Source organism: Pseudomonadales bacterium (assembly GCA_024234165.1).
Taxonomy (GTDB): Bacteria; Pseudomonadota; Gammaproteobacteria; order Pseudomonadales; family UBA5518; genus UBA5518.
Genome location: JACKOP010000002.1, coordinates 595956 through 617829 on the forward strand (window position 1 = coordinate 595956; position 21874 = coordinate 617829).

Below are 21874 nucleotides of genomic sequence, written 5' to 3' on the forward strand. Positions count from 1 at the left end.
GCCACAACGCTTAGCCGCAGGCCATCCTGCATCGCTCAGAGAACGACACCGATCGTGGTCAAGGCATCCCACCGAGTGAAGCAAGCAATCCTCTCAGGGATTTTTCCACAACGGCCCGTATGCGCTCGCGATAGTTCGCTGCTTCGACATCTTTCGCCTTCAAGGCATCCGCAGCCCAATGCTTCCGTTCGGGACCAATCGGAAGATCGTCGACTTCCGAGGCCACACCGATAAACGTATTCATAATGTCGTCGGCAACTCCCGGCAGCCGCGGGCGAAGTCGGGCTAGATCACGGCATGCAAGCAGCGGGTCGTAGCCGTCGCTGAGCACACGGCGAGCAATTTCCTTCGCGCGCTCCATCGGTGGTACGCCGTCCTCAAGGTCCCGCGTCATGGAACGATGCTCTTGAGTTCTACGACTTCGCCGGTCACGACGTTGCGGTAGGCATGCGTCTGCAGGTGTCCCGGAGCCGTGCTGGTCACCTTGGCCCAGTCGCCAGCCTTTCCGCCGTATTGGCTGACAAGCCTGCCGAGTTGCCGGCTTAGCCTCCCAACATTCGCCACATTCTGCACTCCCGCCCTTACGGCATTTGCTCAGGGAAGATCAAGCTGTCATGTTCCTTCGTCTTCTTTAGAAGTATTAACACCTACCGACCCCTTCACAGCATTTACTATCCGAACCACCCCGAATCCGATAGCCGCGCCCTTCACCCCATCGGCGAACTTCCCGCCCTGCGCTTTGGCGGTCATCCCGCCCAGGAACATGCTGATGCCCGCCTGTGATCCCAAGGAATCGCCGAACACCCGCGTCAGCCCGTCTCCGATCTGCCCCGCAATCAGCCCGATCGCAGCCCCCTGAAGGAGCTGCCCGATCGTGCCTCCGTTGGCCGCCGTGATCGCCGTACTCAATGCCAGCATTCCTTTCTGTATCGCCAGGCAAGCGGCCGGCATCATGGCGCACCCCATCGCTCCGATCGCCGCCGCCAGCCCGGGGACCTCCCCGAACACCCGCCCGATCTTCTGCAGCACCACCTTGATGGCATGGCCCACGCCGTCAAGTACCTTCCCGATCGCTCTGCCGATCCCCTTGACCAGTTTCTTCAGGAAGTACCCGCTCGGGTCGGTGTAGCTCAGCGGGTTGTTCTGCACGTAGCTGTAGCGGTTCAGGGCCTGCAGGTCCGCCATGTCCCCCACGAACGGATCGGCACTGAGGAAGCGCCCGATCTCCGCGTCATACACCCGCCCGCCCATGTGGATCAGCCCCACCCCGTCGAGCTGGCGGTGCCCGGTGAAGCCGCGTTCGGTGAGCACGCTGCTCAGCGCCAGCGCCGGGATCGTCAGGTTGCCCTTCTGGTAGGCGTTGAGCGTACCCCAGGCTCCCAGCATGCCCTCGAGCTGCGCCAGCGTCGGCGCCCGGCGCTTGCCCCACGCATCGAAGCTGAACGCCTCCACCTCGTCACCCACCTCGTCGGTGATCGCGGTGACGCTGCCCAGGTGATCCCGCAGCAGGTAGCGCGTCTTCACCGTCCCCGCTCCGCCCGCCGTGCGCCCGGTGTAGGTCACCAGGGTGTTGCCGCCCACCGTGTGGCGTTCTTCCACGGCCCCACCCGGCAGGGTGACCTTCTCGTACAGGCCACCGACGTACACCGTCTCGGTGACCTGGCCGTTGGCGTTGTCGCTTCTCGTCAGCAACTGGCGCTCCGGCCCGTAGCTCAGGGTGGCGCTGTGCGTGCCCTGGCTGACGCTCAGCGGCTTGTTGAACGCGCTCCAGGCAATGGTGCGGCCATCACCCGCCGTCATGTTGCCGTTGGCATCGTAGCCGTAGCTCGCGGTCTTCGTCCCGACGCTGTCCGCGCTGATCTGGCAGACCGCGTGCAGCCGGTTGCCCGCCCCGCACTGGCTGCCGTACTGGTAGGTGCCCACCCCGGTCTTGCTGCGGATGTTGCCGAGCGCATCGTAGCTGACCGTGGTGCTCTGCAGCTGCCCGTTGCCGAAGTTGGCGCTGGTGCCCGTCAGGCGGTTCAGGGTGTCGTAGCTGAAGGTCTCGCTGAAACCGCGCAGCGTGTCGCTGCGCGCGCTGAGGTTGCCCAGCTTGTCGAAGGTAAAGGCCAGGTGCTGGCGGTCGTTCTTCAGCGGACTGGCAACGGTGCCGGTGCGCAGCTCCGTCAGATAACCAGTGGCGGCCTGGTAGACCTTGATGGTGCTGAGCCCGTTGCCGTGGGTCTCGTCGACGGCGTTGCCGCGTGCGTCCTTCTGGTTGACCTGGTAGTACAGCGCGTTGCTCGCGTGGTTGCGCAGCGCGCTCAGATGCCCTTGGGCGTTGTAGACGTGCTTCACCGCCAGGCGGTTGCTCGGACCGGGGTAGGTCAGACTGGTCTTGCGGCCCAGCTCGCGCTGGTGCTGTTGCCAATCGTGTATGAATGGCTCGAATCGCGTGCGGAGCATTGATGCGCACACGCCACGTGCAGGACAGCCCGGTATCAGACGGCTTCCTGCACGATCACATCGCCTGCGACCGGTTGCGGGCGCATCGGCACCCGCACCGGTGCGCCGTGCGGCCAGACCACCCCGGAGCATGAACCCGGGAGATCGAGCCGCCGGTAGAAGCTGCCGTTCAACTGCGTGCGTCTGATCACGTAGTTGCGGAAACGCCGGAACAGCTCGAAATCGATGCGCATGTCCGGCGCATCGATCCAGAAACGCTCCAGGCTACCGGTATAGGTGAGCCCCGGCATGTCGTAGATTGCCGCACCGCATACCTTCAGCGGCGTACCGTGGAACAGCGCCGACATGCCGACCGTGCTGTTCACGAGCACGCAGCCACGGGCGTGGCGCAACAGCGTGGGCAGGTGCAGGTCGTGGACGTAGTGCAGTCGCCCCTCCAGACCGAAATCGCGTTCGTGCTGGCGGATCAATCGGCCATAGTCGTGATAGCCGCGATCCATCGGGTGGTGCTTGATCACGAGATGGGTGTCGGGGGGTGCAGCGGCTGCAAACGAACGCACCACGTGAGCGATGAACTTCTCGACCGAGTCGAAATCCGAATGCGCGTGAATCTGCGCGTCGTTGTGCACCTGCAACGGCACCAGAAAGAAGCGTCCCGACAGCTCTCCGGCAAAGCGCGGCTGCTTCCGGCGTTCGCGCCACGCACACCACCGTTTGCGCCAGGAACTGCGCAGCCATGGCAGCGCTTCGAGCAGACTCAGCCGACGATGGTGGCGATAACGCCTGAACCAAGGCCAGAGCAGGGCACTTGCCATGTAGTACAGCGTCGCCCATAGGGCGGCGTTCACGAACGTGCCATCCACCCGCTGCGACGGGGGAGGATCCCCGACGTCACGGTTGCGGTAAAACAATGGTGAGCGCGGCAGTTGCGAGTGTCCGTTGACGCCGAAGCGCTCGAACGTGATGTAATTCGGCCGGATGTAGCCTTCCTCGAATACCCCGATCTCGATGCCACGAACGCTGGCGAGCGCGCGCGCGACACGATGAATCGGTCGGCAATCACCGAACATCAGTACCACGTCGATCCTGCGTTCGTCGATCAGGCGATCAAGGAACCCGGACCATTCGCGCAGCTCACCGCGGAAGTTGACTGCCCCGGACGGGTAGAACAGCAGGTCACCGCCGTTGAAATTGACCTTGCAGACCTGCGCACCGGCCCAGTGCAAGTCCTGTGCCAGACGGCGGAAGAAGGGACCGACGGGAGACTGCAGCAGCAACACCCGCTTGCCACGCAGGGCATCCAATCCGCCTGCAATCATTGCGCCTCCTGTTCCTTGGCCTATCAGAGGCCTATGTCCCGGGTTCATGACACCCCGACACATCATCCAGAAGGCGCCGATTCTACTCGCGACCCACCCCGGAACCGCAAGCATTGACTGCGTGCACAACTCACAGTCCGAGCAGCCGGGCGCGCAGGCGCAGCAGCGGGCGCAACCAACCCACACGGGGTGCATGGTCAACGCGCTCACGCCACGCGATCAGCTCGTCCAGCGCCCGCTCGGCGGTCGTGAAACGCCCGCTGCGCCGGCTGACGTAGCTCGGATAGAGCAGCAACACTCCCGCCACCAGTTCGTCCAGAACGAGCCGGCGGCTACGGCGAGCCAGCGGGACCAGATCCTGCGTCAATCCCCATCCGGCATAGAACGGCTGTCCATGGCAGACCACCGGGCACCGGCGCAACAACGCCTCGAAACCTGCCAGCGAACTCAGCACGTGTACCTCGTCCACCGCCTCCAGCAACGCCGCGATCGCGCAGTCCACGACGATCTCGTTGCACAGCGGCAACAACTGCCTTGCCGCGGCCCCACCACCGCGCAACCCGGCCACCACGTCAGGGTGCGGCTTGTAGACGATCCAGGCATCGGGGCGCATCGTCCGTACCGCACGCAGCAGCTCGAGGTTGCTGCGAATTCCCGGGGCACCCAGCGCGACGGCTGCATCGGTCTCCACCTGCCCCGGCACCAGGACCACCTGCTTGCTGGCGGGTGGCCGCTGCCAGCCACCGCCACCGAGGTTGTACTTGCTGAGACGCGCGGCCACGATACGCTCGCGAAGCGCTGCGGCACGCGCACACAAGGCTGCGTCGAACTCACCGTGCTGCAGCAGTTTTTCCAGATCGCTGCTGCAGCCGGCGTCGTAGTAGAGCCCGCTGCGATCCATCACCCACGACAGCGGTGTGACCAGATCGGCACCGAGCCCGACCGAACGCAGGAACCCATCCTCGAGCCGCACGACCTCGCTGCCCGCCGCTGGCGCAGGATCGGCTCTACCCCAGACCAGCAGTTGCGCGCCCTGCGGTGCAGCGTCCGCGCTGCGCACGAAATGCAGTGCGGTCCCCTGGGCAAAACGTCGGACCAGCGGGCGCTTCCACGGCGAGAAGCCTGCCGCGTAGGCCTGCGGTGCAAAGCGTGCACGCATGCGTCGCTGCAGTCCGAGGTGCTCGAGCACCGTCTCGACTTCGCACGCCGCACCGCCTTCAGGGTCGCGATAGCGCGGATACGCAACCAGCGCTGCGTGTACCAGTTGCGCCAACGTCACCGGCTGGCGCCACGCCGGTGCCGGCAAGGCATCGCGGGTCAACCCACGCCCGGCGTAGAAGGGCATGCCGAAGGTGTGCACCGGTACGCCGTGCAGCAGTGCCTCGAAGCCGAGCTGCGAGCTGACCACGTAAACCGCCTCGGCACGCTCGAGCAACGCTGCAGGGTGCACGTCCTGCGCCAGCACCAGCACACGCGGGTCGAGCGCGGCCGTATCGATCCAGCCACGAGCCTTGCCGGCAAACACATCGGGATGGGTCTTCATCACGACCGTGCATTCCGGGTTTTCATCGAGCGCCGCCCGCAGCATGCGCGTGAAACTCTGCCGGTCGGCAAGCCCGCCAACGACCGAGGCATCACCATAGGTCTGGTCCACCGCGAGCACGAAACGCTCGGGCAACACGCCGTCTTCCGGGTCGCGCTGGTGGTTGTATTTCGAGACGCGTTCGCGCCGCCACGTCGCAACGAGCTCCAGTGCACGTTCCACCTGTCCGGCATCCAGCGTGACCGCAAGCAGACGATCCAGCCGCGACGGATTTCGTGCGTCGTAATGGATCCCTTCATCGTCGATCAGCAACGACAGTGGCGGATCGTCACGCCCCAGCCCGAGCGAGCGCAGGAAGCCGTCTTCCAGTGCGACGAACGGCAGCCCATGACGCTTTGCAAATGCACGCGAGCGTCGTGTGGAACGCCGTTGCCCCCAGCCCAGCACCGCACTGGCACGGCGCGGCGCGCGCAGTCCGGTGCAGAACTCCAGATCGGCGCCCAGCAGTTCGTGCAGCCATGGGATACGCCAAATGCCCGGCGAGAGCACCGCGTAGCAGGCATGGTACTGCATCATGAAAATCCGGAATCCGGTTTGGTGCGGCGCGTGGCAAGCTCGAGTGCCACATCACGGTGCGGCGTGACGCCGGAGCCTGCCATCACAATGCAGGGAACACACCACGCTCGTGGCGACACGCATGCAGTGCGCGCGTGTGCACGGCACGACACTCCTGCGGATCGTACAGCGCACGAACGATAATCTGCACCCAGTCCTGCTGCCGGTTCGGGCACAGCCAACCGGTTTCGCCGTTGCGGATCCGCCGCGCGTACGGTTCGGTATCGGAATAGATGCCGGCCGCACCGAACCGCGTGATGTCGAACAGTTTCACGTGTGAACGCGCCCGGTTGAACGGCGTGTCGAGGCATGGAGCGAGACCGAGCTGGTGACGAACCGTCGAAGAATAAGCGAGATATTCCGGCCACGTCATCGGCGCGCGTACGCTCACGCGCGGGATGTCACGGTACAGGCGGCGCACACGCCGGTCGCCGAAGAGTTCAAAGCGGGCCTCGGGACACGCAGCCTGTACCTCACGCACCACCGGCAGCAACCATTCGATCTCGCGCCGGTGGGCACGCGTACCGTGGTAGCAGTAGCTGGCCGCTGCCGGACGCTCCGTTTCGCTGCCTTGCATTTCCAGCGGCGCCGCTACGTCGCACGGCTCGCACAGTTCCGGCCGCGAGTCCGCATAGCGACGCGCCAGCTCGGGCGTCGACACCCAGACCGAATCACACAATTCTGCAAGCAGCTTCCTGCCCCGCAGGTAACGCCACCAGGTACGCAGGCGGTAGCCGAGCGGCAGCTCCGACGCGTGCAATACCGCCGGAATATCGTCGTCGAGCAGATACACCACACGCCCGCAACGCGCGCGCTCGGCCCGCAGCCAGCGCAACCACGCGAGCGGCGCGTAACGCACGATGAATACTGCCGCAGCCTGCGCCGGGAACGTGCGACCCGGGTCACTGCAGCGCGTATCCACCACCTGCAGTTCCCGCTGTGGGTACCGCACCGCAAGATTCTGCGTGAGATAGAAATCGGTCGTCGGTATCCGCCCCGGCGACAGCACCACCAGCGGCCCGGCACCAAGAGCTGGCAGCGCCTGAAGCCTCATGGGTGACGGCGGCAGCAAGGATTCAGCCCGGTGGCGATACATCGGCGTCGTCTGGCCCGGCCGGATCGAGCGCAGCAAGCCCGAGCCAACGCCGCCACCACGGGCGATCACGCTCGCACCGAAGGTCGTATTCCAACTCCTGGCAGCGTTTATCCAGCCGGTGCACGGCCTCGAGCGCCGCAGCTGCCAGCCGATCCACACTCTGCGGCACCGGTGGCTGCACCTGCCACGGGAATCGCTGGCGTTCCACCACCTGCGCGGCATCCCACCACGCAGGATTCGCCCGCATCCGTTCTTGCTGAACCGGGTCGAGCTGTTCGAGCAATTGCCGATTTCCGTCACGGCACGTATCGATCACGTCTTCGATCACGTCCGCCGGCATTACCCACGGCGTCCCCGCGTTCGGCAGTTCGATGTGACGCCCTATCGCAAACTCGATACCCGAATCGTGAGGGCCTGGACGCAGGCTCCGATGCCGCTGGAACACCCGCAGCACCGCGCCGGGCAGGCCGCGATTGACGATCACGTTGCCGGGCGAACCGACACCCAGTACGTCGCAGAAGTCGGTGACGATGGCCGGTGGCAACAACCGCACATGCACCTCGCGCACGCCCGGCACGCTGCGCCATGCATCAACCACACGATTCCACTGGATGCGCTCGCGCTGGATTTCGATCCAGGCCGGCAGATCGAGGCCGGTCCACGCGCCCCACTGCCACCAGGCGGCATTGCACCACTCGACCTGCGGTCGCACGTAGATCAGTACCGAACAGTCGAGGCCGAGGCGTTCAAGGAAGCGTCCCGCACGGAACTCCTCGTGCTCGTGAACCCAGCCCTCGTTCGACAGGATCAACCTGCCACCGTCGCGGCGCGCCGAGGAAAGCTCGCGGCGCAGCAACGCAACGCGTGCCAGACCCATCTTCGCCATGTCACTGGCACGCGCCGAGAGCGCATACCCGCTGGGAGCCCGCTGTGCGTAGGCAGTAATGCGCGCACCGGTCGCCAGTGTGCCGTTCTTCTGCAGCACCACGTAGCGCACCGGCGCCGCAGATGCACTGCGTCCGAGCTCGGGATTGAATGACAGCACGGCCTGCAGCGCGCTGCTGCCGCACTTCGACATGCCGACGTGAAGCACCGTATTTCCAGCCAACGCAGCAGTTTCTGCCGGCAGGCCAGCGCCTGGCGCTGTGCTCATCAGGCGGTCTCCAACCAGTGCAGCAAGCGAGGCAACAGGCTCGGATCGTCATTCGGCACGCTCACGGCGTCCCACTCCGCATCCAGTACCGGCTCCGGCTCCAGGAACAGGCGACCGTCGTCTCGCTGCAGGAATTCGTGTGCGATCCATGCATAGTCCGCGCGGTTCTCCTCCAGCAGTTCACAGCGCAGCGCCGGCGGCAGAATCCGGGTGTCGGCAGCAGGGATCGCGGTATCCACCAACCGGCGCCGCAGGCGCCGCTGCGTGCGCGCGTCCAGTCCGGCACGCTGCACGATCTCGAGCAGCGCGAGCGTACCGGCATCGAGCGAAACGTTGACACGATCGACCGCCGTGCTCGCCTGCACTGCCAGCTCAGGCACTCCGATCGTCTGCAGGAAGTCCGCCACCACGCCGTCGGGGTTCTGCATCGGCTCGTACGGTCGCACGACGATGTTTTCCCTGCCGAAAACGCTGCACCAGCGTTCGAGCAGCGGTCGGTAGCGCCGCTGACCGGGGTGGCGTTCCTGCGACCACGCAATGTATGCCTCCGGACCCATGCCCCAGGGAGGATGCGCCACCGTCTTCAATGCCTGGCCGTACGCCGACGCCCACCAATGGTCATGACGGCGCAGGTAGACGACGATCCGGCAGTCGAATGCGGCAAGGAACTCGCGCACCGGCCGCGGATCGAGCGGACGCACGAACTGCTCCGAGCTGAGCACGACCCGTGCTGCCGGACGGCGGCGAGCCTCGGTCTCGAGCCGTACGCGCAAGCGTTCAATCGTGCGGGCAGAAGCGATTTCGGCAACGTCGTGACTCTTCTCCGCAGGGCCGAAACCGAGCACACGACTCAGCAGATAATGCGCGTTTTCGTGCCGGCCGGCACGCGGATACAGCACGCCATGGCGGAGCAACATGCGGGCGTTTTCCGCCAGAAAACGCTGGATCGCGCTGGAACCCGTCTTGTTGATTCCGATGTGCAGGAACAGTAACGGCGCAGCGCGGCTCACATCAACCTCATCGCTTCGAGCGTGCGCCAGCCGGCCCGGAACTCGAGAAAGCGTGCGTTGATCGTGCCCGGGTCGTCCTGCAGCACCAGCGGCATCAGATTGTCGCCGCGCCCCACGTCGCGCAGCCGACGCGCGATCGCGCCGATATCGAAGGCAAACACCGGGTACCCGGTTTCGAGTGCAAGCGACAGCGTATAGCTGTACGTTTCAGGCCATATCGAGGGCAGCCAGACCGCGTGCGGCTCCAGTGCGGCAAGTTTCTGTGCCGCCTCGGACTCGAGGTAGCGGCCGCTCAGCGCCACGCCTGCATTCATCAGCGGCGTGTCGTTCATGCTGTACCCGAGCACACTGAAGCTGAGCGGCAGTCGCCGCCTGGCAGCGTCGCGCGCACAGGCGAGCAGCACCTCGTAACCCTTGATCTTGCCGAGCGCACCGATCACGACGATACGCAGCGGTGCATTGACTCCCTCGAATGGCGTCAATGGGCGCAACGGTGCAATGTCCAGTGCTTCGTGCGGATCGACCGAGAACCCGACTCCGGGGAAGTACCGTTGCAGACGCTCCGCGACGTCCGAATCCGGCACCCAGACGGCATCCGCGGCACGCACCAGTTGCTCCCGCCCGGCGCGCCATCCCACGATGTCGCGCGCGCCGAAATCGTTGGCGACACCGGCCAGACACGTGTTGCACCCCTCGACTCCCGGCTCCCCGCAATAACGCCCGCTGCCGTTGACGAGGTTGATCCGCGGACAGATCAGCTCGTAATCGTGCACGTCGACCTCGATCCGTGCCCCGATGGCCTGAGCGAGTTCGAGCAGCCGTTGCGGCATATCGACAGGGAAATCCACCGTCCCGTGATCGTGGATCACGTCTATCCGCAACTCGCGCAACACCGCGGCGAGTTCGGCCGTATCGGCGAGTGCGAAATCACCCAGGTTCGGCAACTGCATCCCCGCGGGTGCCGCGAGGTGCACGTGCCCCGGCGCCGCCGGTACCGGGCGCAGGTAGAACACCCCACGTCCCTCCTTGCGCAGGCGGACGGCCTCCTCGACCACATGGCGCTCGGCGCCACCCCCTCGGGCATGGCAGACGATCAGCGCACTGCTCGCGCCGGCACGCGCGATCATGCGCGCCCGGTCCAGGGCGCGGCGCGCCGGCCGCAGCGGATCCGCATCGATGAAGCGGCGTACGCTGGGCTGGTAGTCCGGATGACGCGCATCCATCACGCGCATCGCCTCGTCGACACGCCGCGCACGCTCACCCTTGAAGGACACGCTGCCGAGATGGTGCACAAAAACATCGGCAGCGATCACGTTGCGCCAACCACGGGCCAGCGCTCGCTGGCACAGATCGTTTTCCTCACCGTAGCCACGCCCGAAGGCCTCTTCATCGAACAGCCCGGTGTCAGCCAGACAGTCGCGGCGCAGGTACATGCAGAAACCGACCCCGGTAGGTGCCTCGACCTCCACGCCCGCATTGGCCTGCGCGGCCAGGCAATCGAGCGTCTCGTAACCGATCTCGAGCGGATAGGGGTTATCGCGCAACGTGAGTGGATAGCTCGCGATCGTCGCGTTGTTCGACAGTGGCGTCACCGTTCCGGTGCGCGGATGCCGCAACGCGGCAGTACGCAGACGATCGAGCCAGTCACCGAAGACCTCGGTGTCCGCGTTCAGGAGCAGCACGTCGCGCTCGGGGTGCAACTGCAGGCCGCGGTTCGCCGAGCGCACGAAGCCACGATTCGACTCGTTGCGCAGCAGCGTGAACAATCCCCGCTCTGCGTGGCGCGTCAGGGCACTCGCAAGTTCGACATCGGGACTGGCATCGTCGATCACGATCAGCTCGAAGCGGGTCGTCACCGGCGCCAGCAGTACGCTGCGCAGGCAGTGCAGGGTTTCGTTGCGACCGCTGTATACGGGCACGACGATATCCACACACGGTCCGTCACCCGGCACCATCAGCGGAATATCGCTCCAGTCATCAGGCGGTGGCGGACGTGGCACGCCGGGCTGTCCCTGTACCTCGTCCTCGGCAAGAGTCGCAAGCACCGCACGGCCTTCGATGCGACCGGTTTCGAGGTAGTGCAGCAACGGGTTCGTGCCAGCCAACGCCACGTCCGGGTTGCTTCGCAGGTAGTAATCGGCATCGAACTGCCGGCACGGAGAACGCCCGCTGGCACCTCCTTCACGCAGGTAGTGACGCAGCGGCTCCTCGCCCGAGCGTGCCACGTCCCGGTTCTGCTTCAGATAGTACGCAACGTCGAACCACACGCTCGGCGAAATGCGCCGGAAGCGACCGAGGTATACATAGTGCAGCAGCGCATTCACGCGCAGCGGTCGTTTGCCGGCGTGCGAGCGGTAGAACTGCGGGTCGAACAGCGCCATCGGCTGGCGCCCTTCACGGTCACCATGGCGCACGTAGTGGTCCAGGGGGTCGATGCCGGAACGCAACACGTCCTGGTTCCGGCGCAGGTACCAGTCGGCGTCGAACAGGCCGCTCGCACGCACCAGTGCGTGCAGATGGCGCCGATGCAGCCGTCTCAGCCCCAGCACGCGTGCCAGCCAGGTTTCCACGCCGAGCAGCCACACGCGCAGCCAGCCTGCAACGATGCGTGCGCGTCGCGTGAACGCGCGCGGCATCACATGCGCACCACCACGCGGGCGCTGACTGCGATCTGGTACAGGATCTGGGTCATGTCCTTCCAGATCTGGCGCGACTTCACATCGATCTTCGGCAACACCAGAATCTCGTCACCCGCCACCACATCGACAGGCTTTTCGCGCGCAAACAGCTTCTTGCGGTTCGTGTATTCGTCGAAACTGCCGTCGCGGTGCGCAATCACGATCCGCGTCGCATCGGCATTCTGCGTATAACCGCCAGCCTGCTGCACGTAATCAGCCAGACCGAGCGCCGTGTCGTACGCGATCGCGTTCGGAAACAACACCTCGCCGCTGACCAGAACCAGCCCGTCTCGTGTGGGCACACGCAGCACGTCACCGTTCTCCAGCAGCAGCGCATCGCGCTGCTCGGCACCCGCGATCAGCACCTGACCGAGCGGCATCACCTTGCGCGCACGCTCCACCCAGGTGAGCAGCAGTTCGGCTTCTTCCTTGCGCAACCGTGCCTCGTCGCTGGTACCGGAGCGCGCCGTCAGCGCGGCTGCCTCGAGGCTCTTCAAGGAGGTATCCAGCATTTCCTTCTGCCTTGCACGCACGCTTTCACGGAACAGTTGCAGGCTGGCTGCGTCGGAGCGTTCCGAGAATTCGATGCGCGGCAGCAGATCACCGAGCCGCGCGCCGTACGGCAACACGTACTCCTGCGCGCTCTGGTGTTCGCCCTCGACCCGCACCGTGATCGTGCCCGGCTTCTTGTCCGCGGTGAACACGAGTTCATCGCCATTGCCCAACGGGACTTCAGCTCCCTCTGCGAGCGGGTAGTACTCGACGTTGCGGATGTTGCCGGTGTTGCGCACCACGCGCACGTGCGTCGCCTGCGCCAGCGGCTTGGCGAAACGCATCAGCCCGGCGACCGTGAGCGTGCCCTCCCGAAACTCGAAACGCTTCGCGTTCTGCACCAGCCCGCTCACCATCACGGTGCTGTAACGCGGCGGCACGAAGATCACGTCGCCGTCGGCGAGCTGCACCAGCGGCATGCGGCCATCGAGCAGAAAATCGTAGAGGTTCACCTGCGCGCGCACCGTATCGCCGCGCTTGACCTGCACGTCGAGGAAGCTGCCACGCTCGGCATCGATACCACCGGCCTGATCCAGGTAATGCAGCAGGCTGTCCATGCTGGTGCCGTTGTAAAGCCCCGGCCGGTTCACGTTGCCACCGACGAACACGCGCACCGGTTGTGCCGCCGCCAGCGTCGCGTAGCTGTAGACGTTGGCCCGGAACACCCGCGCCACGGCCGACTCGACGATCCGCTGCAGGTCCTCGTTACGCACACCGAGCACCGGCACCGGCCCCACGTGTGGCAGGAACAGGTTGCCCTTCGGGTCGACTTCGAGCAGTGCGTCGTACTCGAAACCGCCCCAGAAACGCACCTGGATACGATCACCCACCGCAACCGCATAATCCGGGTTGAAGCGGGTCGCACCGGCACGCGCAAAGCTGCCGGTGAACAATTGCGCACCGAACACATTGCTCTTCAGGTTCACCGAATAGTCGAAGGACGGTGCCTGGTTAGAAAGCGCTTCAGCCGCAGCCGGAAGCGCAGCCTCGGGAATTTCCAGCTTCTTGCGCGGTACCGCCTCGGCGCTCTTGACACCCAGCGTCGCGGCGATATCGGTGAACGGGTCGTTTGCAGCATGCAGCGGCGCCAGCGACAGCGCACAAAGCAACAGGAGGATCAGACGCGCCATGTAATCAGTCCCTGTGATCGCGGATGATGACGACGATAAGCTTGATGACGCCGGCGAGGACCAGACTCAGCAACAGAAAGACGATGCTGTTGTAGATCCGTTGTGGCTGCAGCGGGGACTGCGGCCGGGTCGGAGACTGCAGGACCGAGACCTTCTTCAGCGCCCGCGTCGCCTCGATGCGCCCCTTTTCCAGTGCGACCAGCGCGGTCTTGTAGACGTCCTGCGTGAAGTGGGCCAGCATTTCGAGGCGCTGGAATTCCTCGACCGTCCGGTTCAGCGTATCGCCGTCGGGTGCGGCGATACGGCTCTGTTCGCGTTCGATCTGTTGACGCGTCGCAGCGATCTGCAGATCGAGCTCGACCACGTCAGGACTCTTGGGCATCAGGTAGCCCAGCATCGCATTGCGTCGCGTCTGCAGTTCGGTAAGCTGCGCCTCCAGCTTGCCGATGATTGCCTCCAGCGCCTCTGCCGCTCCCTGCGGTGAAGCCAACCCCTTTTCGTTCTGGAAGGCGATCACCGCCTGGCGTGCCGCCATGGCTCGTTCGTTCATCTGCTCCACCTGCCGCTCCAGGAACTCGACCTGGCCACGCGCGAGCTCGTGCGCAATCGCGTTCATGTGTCGCTCGCCCTCCGTGACGAGCATCGTGACGATCGCATACGCCGTATCCGGGTCATAGGCCTGCGCCTTGATCACCAGCACACCGGTGTATTCGTCGAACTCCACGCTCACCCGCTTCAACCAGTACTCGTGGAACTCTTCCAGTGGTTCATCGCCCGACCACATCCGGGACAACGGATCGCGGTGCCAGTCGCTGTAGTGCTCACGCAGCCCGAGCTTCGCATCGAGCGCGAGCAGCATGTCGGTGGAAAGCAGGTGGTCACGCAGCAGCAACTGGTCCGATGCCACGCCTCCGACGTTGCCGAGCAGGCCCGAGAAATCCACCGTCTGACCGCCGCTCATATCGGTACGCTGGATGATCACATGCGCCACCGACACGTAGCGGTCCGAAGCAATCAGCAGCCAGTACACCGCCGCCAGCAGCGACAACAGCAGGGCCGCAGGAAAGACACTCTGCCGCACCCGATCGAGCGTCAGCCACCCACGCACCGGAACTACGTATCTCGCAACGGCATTCGACAGACGTGTTCTCTGCAGATTCCGGTACACGTTCATGCCTGCAAGCTTTCCTTGTACGCTGCGAGAGCGTCTCCGATACGATCGAACCACTGCGCGTGTCCGCCGTGAAGCAGGATGCCTGCCGTGCAGAACTGCTTCAGCATCTCCTCACCGTGCGCCACCATGATCAGGCCGGCCCTGCCGACCAGGTCGGCGAATGCCTTCTGGGCCTTGCCCCGAAACGCGGCATCGCCCGCTGCAGTCACCTCGTCCGAGATGTACACATCGAACTCGACTGCCAGCGACAACGCGAACTGCAAGCGCGATCTCATGCCCGAGGAGTAGGTCTTGACCGGTTCATCGAACATCTTGCCCAGATCCGCAAATTCGCGGATCTGCTCGATTTTCTCGTGCAGATCATGATCATGCCCGTGTACACGACACACGAACTTGGCGTTCTGGCGCCCCGTGAGCATGTTCTGCAGGCCACCGCTGCTACCCATCGGCCATGATACCCGACAATGGCGTTCGACCTGTCCACGGTTCGGACGGTCGATGCCGCCGATCAGTTGCAGCAAGGTCGTCTTTCCGGCGCCATTGCGCCCGACCAGCCCCACATTGGTCCGTGGCGGAATCACCAGGTTGATTCCCTGCAACACCCACGGGCCGGGACCATGATCGGTCTGATAGCGCTTGTACACGTCGCGCACAATGATCACTGGGCAACGATCCTGCGCGCCAGCGCCACATGCAATATCAACCCGAGCAGCAGGAACACGATCGCACACTCGTAGAGATAGGCAATGCTGAGACCGGAAACTTCGTGATAGTACGGAGCGAAGCCGAGACGCACGGCATCAAGCCCGTGCACCAGCGGGTTCACCGCCAGCCAGTCACGGTACGGCAGCGGAACCGCTGCGATAGGGAACATCACTCCCGAGATCATATACAGCGGTCGCATCATCATCAGCCACAGTTTGCCGCCTTCCGGTGACAGCTCCGCAACCACCGACGAGCACAGTCCAAGGCCCAGTCCGAACAGCCACAAACCCAGCATCGCTGTCAGCACCAGTAACGGATCCGCAGGCAACACCTGTAGTCCGAGCAAGCCCCCACCGGCCAGCATCGCCAGCGACACCACCACCATCAGAGTACCCTCGAGCGCAACACGCACCAGTACCGCATCTACCGGCAATACCTGCCTGTAAACGAACAGCGCCCGGTTGAACTGGATCGCCATCATTCCCTGACGCTGTGCGTGTTCGAACATGAAGTACGCCAGCAGACCCAGCATCAACCACAACGGCGTGGCGATCCCGCCCACATGCCGGATCCGGATCACGGTAAAGAGCAGCATCAGGTAGGCGACATGAAAGATCGGCTCGAACAGCAGCCAGAACCAGGCGGCGCGCCGGCCGAACAGACGCGACAGGGCTTCACGCAGCAGCAGCGCGTTCCATACGGCAAACGTGACCGTCAGCGGGTTACGCGGGGGTCGTCCTGACATGAAAATTCACGCTGTTCCGCAATGGCGAGGATCTCTCTGGACTCCCGGCATCCGACCAGCCATCCCGATATGCAACACGAGCCGCCGGCGGTCGGAGCCAAGGCGGCCCATAGTACTCAGGAGGAGGGTTGGATGAAACATCCTATGCCACAAAATGCCGACACTGACACATGCGAAATATGAACACGGCTCGCTGAATGAAGCCTCTATGAATATTCTGCCTGGCCGTCACATCCTTCGTGGCAAAAGGCGCGACGAGACAGATCAAGCGTTCGCCCGTCCGGAGTCGGCCAGCTTTACAAGATAGGAATCCGGAACGAGTCCATTGCTCCGCAGGAACTCCACATAGTCTCGCGCTCGCGCACGGCGGTTGGCATCAAAGGCATCCGGGTCAAAGTCGAACAGTGTCGTAAGGTCGTCTCTCGTCATTCCCTGCAAGACCTGGGACGCCATGACAAACGGAACCTTCATCGTTTCGCAAAGCTCTCTGGTTCTGGAATCATGAGCCACACACAGGCCCGGAATTCCTGATTGCAACCCGAGCATCACCCCGTGAATCCGGGTTCCTACAACAAAATCAAAGCGCCGCAGGTATTCCATCCACGCTGCAGCTGAAAAGAAGGCTTGCGCATGTGAGGTTGCCCATGCCCTGAATTCATGCAGCGACATCTGGGGTGCGATATACGCTCGCAATGCTGCTTCAGTTCCCTCATCCAGTCCATCGAAGTCGCCACGCCCGAGCGTCACCATTTCGAGCGGGCTCTGGGTCACATAGGCTCCGCCGGATGCCATTGCAATCGCCGCGAGTGAAGCTTCGATCCGCTGCAAGTGATGCCACCGTTGATGACCGGCCGAGACCGCAACGCACCCGGTCCCGGTCGCAACGAACCGCGATGCAATCAATCCCCCGAGGTTCACGTCGGGATTGATAAACAATGTGGGGCATCCCGTTACCAGTGCGCGCTTCCCGAGCCCGTAGTGCTCCAGCACCGACAGGGAATAGTCTCCCCGTACACCGATGTTCGGCGCGCCGTGCAACGACCTGTCCTGTATCGCCCTGATCCAGTCAAGGGTGCCTTTCGGAACCTCCGGAACAACATCTGCGCTTCCAGCCTGAGCCCCCAACCCGATTCCAACCAGAGGCGACTGAATCGCACGAAATCCTTTCACGAGATAGGAATAATCGACATGCGCACCCAGTTGGTTGGCGAGCGTGATGACCCCGATACCTGCCTGCGCATCGATTACCGAGGCCGGCGTATGCCACAGGAAACTCGACAACCCCCCGCCAAGCTGCCTGTCGATCGCGTAACAGAACGCAAGATTCCCGGTGTTCTCTCCGACGGAACGAAACGCACCATCAGTCGACATGAACGGGCTCGAGTCGATGCACGGTGCAAATCCGAGCAAAAATGGCTTCATGGTGTCTGGAACTCTCTTGCTGCAAGCTCAATTCCCTGAAAAGGCGTCAAATTGCCCTCGCCTATCATGCCTTCCAGCCGGTCAAGCACATCCGCAACGTTCCGAGGATCCAGGGCCCGGACACCCATGATGTTGTAGCGCCACCATTCGAGCCGCAGGAGACGGTCGATCACCTCATTCGAAAAGCGAAATCGCTTGATTACGCCCGGCACCCCGGCCACGATGGCATACGGCGGGACGTCACGAACCACCACCGCGCCCGCCGCGACGATTGCTCCATTTCCGATCTTCACGCCCGATTTCACGATCGCATTCTTGCCAATCCAGACATCGTTCGCAATTTCGACCGGTGAGTTCGAGTTGAACGATACAACCGGTTCACAATAAGCCTCTCCTTGCGCCAACAGCCAGTCTCCCCACCCATGCACATTGGAAACGTACTGAATCATCGAAGTGGAGAACCAATCAGTCGGATGCTGGTCAGACGCGATGTCGACACCGGGGGCGATAGAACAGTACCGACCAATCGAGCAGTGACCGAGCCTGCCACCGTATATACCGGTAAACGCACCCACAGTGATCCGGTTCATCGGTGCCAGATCCGCCTGGATGACGCAAGGTAGTTCGAACCTGCTGGCGGGGTCCAGACGCGGAGGATTCCGGGCCAGAATAAGTCCCTTCTCTCTCAAACGGGCCAAGACATCCATCGCAGCATTCACAATGAATCCATTGAAGTCAGAGTTTCCCCATAGAGACGCAGATGTCGCTCTGTGACATCACCGATCCCGGAGTACTCCGGCAAGGTACCACGCAATCGCTCGAACAGATCCGGTTCCTCCACTACGCGCTGGATCACTCCCGCCAGCGACACACCGTCGCGCGCGCGGTAGTTGAGCCCGCCACAGCCGGGTCTGACCTTTTCTGCCATGCCGCCGATATCCGGCGTGATGATCGGCCGACCGTACTTGAATGCCTCCTGGATGACCAGCGGCGAGTTCTCCCACCAGATCGACCCCATCACCACCCAGTCGACCTCTTCCATCAAACGCGGCATTTCCTCGGGTTCGTAGGGACCGTGCAGGCGAACCGTGTCCTTGCACTCGCGAAGCAACGTATCGATCTTCTCCTGGAAAGGTGGAGGCTGATTGCCCAGCCCCGAGCCGAAGATATCCAGTGTGACCTGTTTGCGAATCCGTTTCGGCAGGCGTGAAAATGCCTCCAGGACCACATCGACGCCCTTGTACGGATTGATCTGGCCGAAGTAGCCGAAGCGGCCGCGCACTTCTCCTGAACGCAGCGAACGCAGTTCGATTCTTTCCCCCTCCGGCAGGCCATTCTCGATGACGACGATGCGCTCCGGAGCGATACCCCACGCCACATAACGGTCGCGCAGGAATTCGCTCGGCGAAATGAAAGTATCGACCAGCCGGAAGAAACTCTTGATGTACTGTTCGCGCAGAAAGAAATCCTCTGGCGAAACATGCGGAAAACACAGATGGCACTCGCGTGGACTGTAGCGATGACACAGCTTGCCATCGGTCTTTACCATCTGACCGTTGTTCATGCAGATCGCGATGTATTCATGCAGCGTCATGAATATCCGCGCACGCGGGCAGGCCTGCCTGACGACACGAATCATCTCGATGCCCAGATGCACATAGTGGTGGAAATGCACCACATCGGGCTGGATGCTCTTCAGCAACTCGGCGATATCGCTATCGGGATCGAGCGGCGTGGTTGCCACCAGCTCCGGAATTCCGGCATTGCCGGCAACCAGGTAGTCACGCTCTCCGATTGCCGCCAGCGTCGTGAACTTGTGCATGATTTCCGGCTGACCACGTCCGATGAACCACGCCTGATGTTCCGGATGTGAATCCAGACCCTGCCACAGATAGTAGGCCGCCAGTTCTCCACCGCCCTTGCTGAATACGGGATGCGCATGGCTGAATACAACGATTTTCATCCCGCAAGCTCCACGCCTCGAGGATCGGTCAATACACCCTTCCGGATTTTTTGCTGGTAGCGCCAGCCATTGAACAAGGTGATCAACTGCCGCTGACCGACTACATTGCCCAGATTCTGGGATTGCCGCTCCAGATGCCAGAGCCGCACCTCCGGCACCATCCACAGCCGCTTTCCGCGCTTGCGCAGCGCGAGGCAGAGGTCGGAATCCTCGAAATCACCGACCAGGTACCCCTCGTCGAAACCGCCGACCTCGTCGTAATCCTGCTTGCGCATTGCGATACATGCTGCGGTCAGCATCGGTGCTTCAAACGGCTGCGTATCGCCGTTCCACACGAATCCCATGCCTCTGTGGGTATTCAGGAGAAAGCCCGGGAGTGCCGCATCCATGCGAGGATACATGCCGGCGTGCTGTACGGATCCATCACCGAACAGCAACAGCGGCGCCACGATTCCCGCATCCGGGAGCGTGCGCAGCGCGTTCGTCAATGTGGAGATCCAGCCTGGCGCCTGCGGAATCACATCCGAATTCAGCAACACCACCGTCTCGCCGATCGCATGACGCACGCCGATATTGTTGGCGCCGGCAAAGCCCCGGTTCTCGCCATAGGAAAGAATCCGGAACGGTATCCCGAACAACGCCTGGTATCGCGCAGCCAATGCGATCGTTTCACTGACTATATTTGGATCATCGACGACATAGATCAGATCGACGCGTTTGAAATCGCTGTCATCGGCGAACTGCGCAAGCTGGTGACGGAGAAAATCAAAACGACCATACAGGGGCACGATGACGGATATATCCGCTGTCTCGTTGAATGCACCGAACTGACAGGTATCGACCGTGCCAGCAAAGACAGGCCGACCACGATTCACCGTATCCAGGGCAACGCCCAATCCATTTTCGAAGAGACGATGCAGTATGTGGCGCGATTGATCCACGGCAGGGATCATTCCAAGCATCTCTCGCATCAACTCGACTCCGTCGATATCACGCTTGCCGGTTGGAATCTTCAGATCGACACTACCCGTCGGCCCGAAATCGAATCGAAGAATACGTGCCTCACCCACGCTGGTCGGCATGGTCGCGTGGCACACAAAACCGCACCAGGCATCCATCCGCGGGTATTTGCTGCGGTACGCCTCGGCAACGTCCTTGCGCAAGGTATCGACAAATCGGTGACCAACCTCCACGGATCTCCCACTGCCATCGACCACCGAAACGGAAACCGGCTTGTCCCAAGGCACGATTCGCCAGCCGTACATCAGAAGCCCGTCATCACCGAGCGCGTAGGCGCGATCGACGTAAGCCTCAACCAGATCCGGCCGTTCGATTGCCGCCGACTGCGACTTGCGGTCGTCCGTCATACCAGCAAGCACTTGTGCCAGTGTGCTTTCCTTTCCAAGCTTGCTCTCCAGCAGGTGGAGCAATGCAGCACCGGAATGAGCCCAACAGCGATGCAGCATCGATTTCATTTCTTCGGGACTCCCGGACAACACGAGCGGCAGGCGGACGTAACGGCCATCCGACAATGCGAACGCAAGCTGATCATTCGGATTCACCGCACGCACGACGAGCACAAACCCGAAGTTGTCCTCTTGCACAGACAGTGCTTGGGCGACATCGGCACGCGGCACTCGTGCAACTGCACATGGATCACCATTCGGATCGAGAAGCGCCGCCGAGTATCTGTCCTTCTTGAGCAGACCGCCATCTTCCTTTCTGAGCAGCGCGAATCCCTTCACCTGCCGCTCCGGATCGGTGTACCACCCGATCACCGCCAGGCCGCCATCATCGGAAAGACACGCGAAATCGGCATGCCCTCTCAGCGGCGCGGCATCGGCCATCCGGATGATCTGACTTGAGGCGGCGGCTGCGCTGAAAGCCTGGGCCTCATGAGACGCTGTACGATCTTCTGCCACCCGCAGTTCTCCCTGTGCCTCGTGCAACGCCCTGGAAAACGCCCTGCTGCGCGGCGGCATGATGCCATCGTTGCAGCGCATTTTCAGCACATTTCATCGCGATCCCGGAGTCCCGGATCCGCGCTCCAGCCATGAACCGGTGCCTCGGAGCCATCGCAAACGGATGCCGCTGCCTGCGCATGCAAGCACGAACTGGACAAGACCTCTGCTCGGGTTCAGAGTAAAAAAAGTCGGACCACATGCAGATCCATCCACCAATCCATCTACCAATCTACCCACCAATACCTCAAGACTACCGAGGTCAACCCATGAACGGACGTCGCCTGGTCTACTGCCTCGTGATGCTGTGTTGTTGCCTCAGCGGTTACGCATCAGGAAATTCGCCCGCAGAAACATCCCATC

General features: G+C 62.9%; 16 protein-coding genes. All 16 read right to left on the minus strand.

The features are described 5' to 3' along the window. Positions 1 to 58 precede the first annotated feature (58 nt). The 16 genes from H7A12_08400 to H7A12_08475 all read right to left on the minus strand — a co-directional run bounded on the left by H7A12_08400 (position 59) and on the right by H7A12_08475 (position 21472). On the minus strand, positions 59 to 361 hold the full coding sequence (locus H7A12_08400; GenBank protein MCP5320829.1) for a hypothetical protein: 303 nt from the start codon (positions 359 to 361) through the stop codon (positions 59 to 61). A 251-nt stretch (positions 362 to 612) separates the two neighbouring features. Next, positions 613 to 2445: an RHS repeat-associated core domain-containing protein gene (locus H7A12_08405; protein MCP5320830.1), complete on the minus strand. Its 1833-nt coding sequence runs from the start codon at positions 2443 to 2445 to the stop codon at positions 613 to 615. Positions 2446 to 2480: 35 nt separating this feature from the next. Then, positions 2481 to 3764: a capsular biosynthesis protein gene (locus H7A12_08410; GenBank protein MCP5320831.1), complete on the minus strand. Its 1284-nt coding sequence runs from the start codon at positions 3762 to 3764 to the stop codon at positions 2481 to 2483. Between the two features lie 130 nt (positions 3765 to 3894). Further along, complete coding sequence (locus H7A12_08415; GenBank protein ID MCP5320832.1) at positions 3895 to 5883, minus strand: capsular polysaccharide biosynthesis protein; 1989 nt, start codon at positions 5881 to 5883, stop codon at positions 3895 to 3897. An 82-nt stretch (positions 5884 to 5965) separates the two neighbouring features. Then, positions 5966 to 6976, minus strand: coding sequence for a hypothetical protein (locus tag H7A12_08420; GenBank protein MCP5320833.1), 1011 nt, complete (start codon positions 6974 to 6976; stop codon positions 5966 to 5968). A 22-nt stretch (positions 6977 to 6998) separates the two neighbouring features. Then, positions 6999 to 8171, minus strand: coding sequence for a hypothetical protein (locus tag H7A12_08425; protein ID MCP5320834.1), 1173 nt, complete (start codon positions 8169 to 8171; stop codon positions 6999 to 7001). Beyond that, positions 8171 to 9181, minus strand: coding sequence for a hypothetical protein (locus tag H7A12_08430; GenBank protein ID MCP5320835.1), 1011 nt, complete (start codon positions 9179 to 9181; stop codon positions 8171 to 8173). The genes H7A12_08425 and H7A12_08430 overlap by 1 nt, the downstream gene beginning before the upstream one ends. Continuing rightward, positions 9178 to 11817 (minus strand): glycosyltransferase, encoded by a 2640-nt coding sequence (locus H7A12_08435; protein ID MCP5320836.1) that lies wholly within the window; start codon positions 11815 to 11817, stop codon positions 9178 to 9180. The genes H7A12_08430 and H7A12_08435 overlap by 4 nt, the downstream gene beginning before the upstream one ends. Then, entirely contained in the window at positions 11817 to 13541 is a 1725-nt protein-coding gene (locus H7A12_08440) for an SLBB domain-containing protein (protein ID MCP5320837.1), read from the minus strand. Before H7A12_08440 ends, H7A12_08435 begins: the two co-directional genes overlap by 1 nt. Before the next feature lie 4 nt (positions 13542 to 13545). Then, positions 13546 to 14649, minus strand: a complete 1104-nt coding sequence (locus tag H7A12_08445) for a chain-length determining protein (protein ID MCP5320838.1) — start codon at positions 14647 to 14649, stop codon at positions 13546 to 13548. 62 nt (positions 14650 to 14711) lie between these two features. Then, positions 14712 to 15377 (minus strand): ABC transporter ATP-binding protein, encoded by a 666-nt coding sequence (locus H7A12_08450; protein ID MCP5320839.1) that lies wholly within the window; start codon positions 15375 to 15377, stop codon positions 14712 to 14714. Then, the gene (locus tag H7A12_08455) at positions 15374 to 16165 is read right to left on the minus strand and encodes an ABC transporter permease (protein ID MCP5320840.1); all 792 of its coding nucleotides are present in this window, start codon (positions 16163 to 16165) and stop codon (positions 15374 to 15376) included. Before H7A12_08455 ends, H7A12_08450 begins: the two co-directional genes overlap by 4 nt. Before the next feature lie 264 nt (positions 16166 to 16429). Beyond that, on the minus strand, positions 16430 to 17587 hold the full coding sequence (locus H7A12_08460; GenBank protein MCP5320841.1) for a polysaccharide pyruvyl transferase family protein: 1158 nt from the start codon (positions 17585 to 17587) through the stop codon (positions 16430 to 16432). Continuing rightward, a complete protein-coding gene (locus H7A12_08465; GenBank protein MCP5320842.1) occupies positions 17584 to 18294 on the minus strand; it encodes a CatB-related O-acetyltransferase in 711 nt (236 codons plus the stop codon). Before H7A12_08465 ends, H7A12_08460 begins: the two co-directional genes overlap by 4 nt. 8 nt (positions 18295 to 18302) lie before the next feature. After that, a complete protein-coding gene (locus H7A12_08470; GenBank protein MCP5320843.1) occupies positions 18303 to 19550 on the minus strand; it encodes a glycosyltransferase family 4 protein in 1248 nt (415 codons plus the stop codon). Continuing rightward, positions 19547 to 21472: a glycosyltransferase family 2 protein gene (locus H7A12_08475; GenBank protein ID MCP5320844.1), complete on the minus strand. Its 1926-nt coding sequence runs from the start codon at positions 21470 to 21472 to the stop codon at positions 19547 to 19549. The genes H7A12_08470 and H7A12_08475 overlap by 4 nt, the downstream gene beginning before the upstream one ends. Positions 21473 to 21874 lie beyond the last annotated feature (402 nt).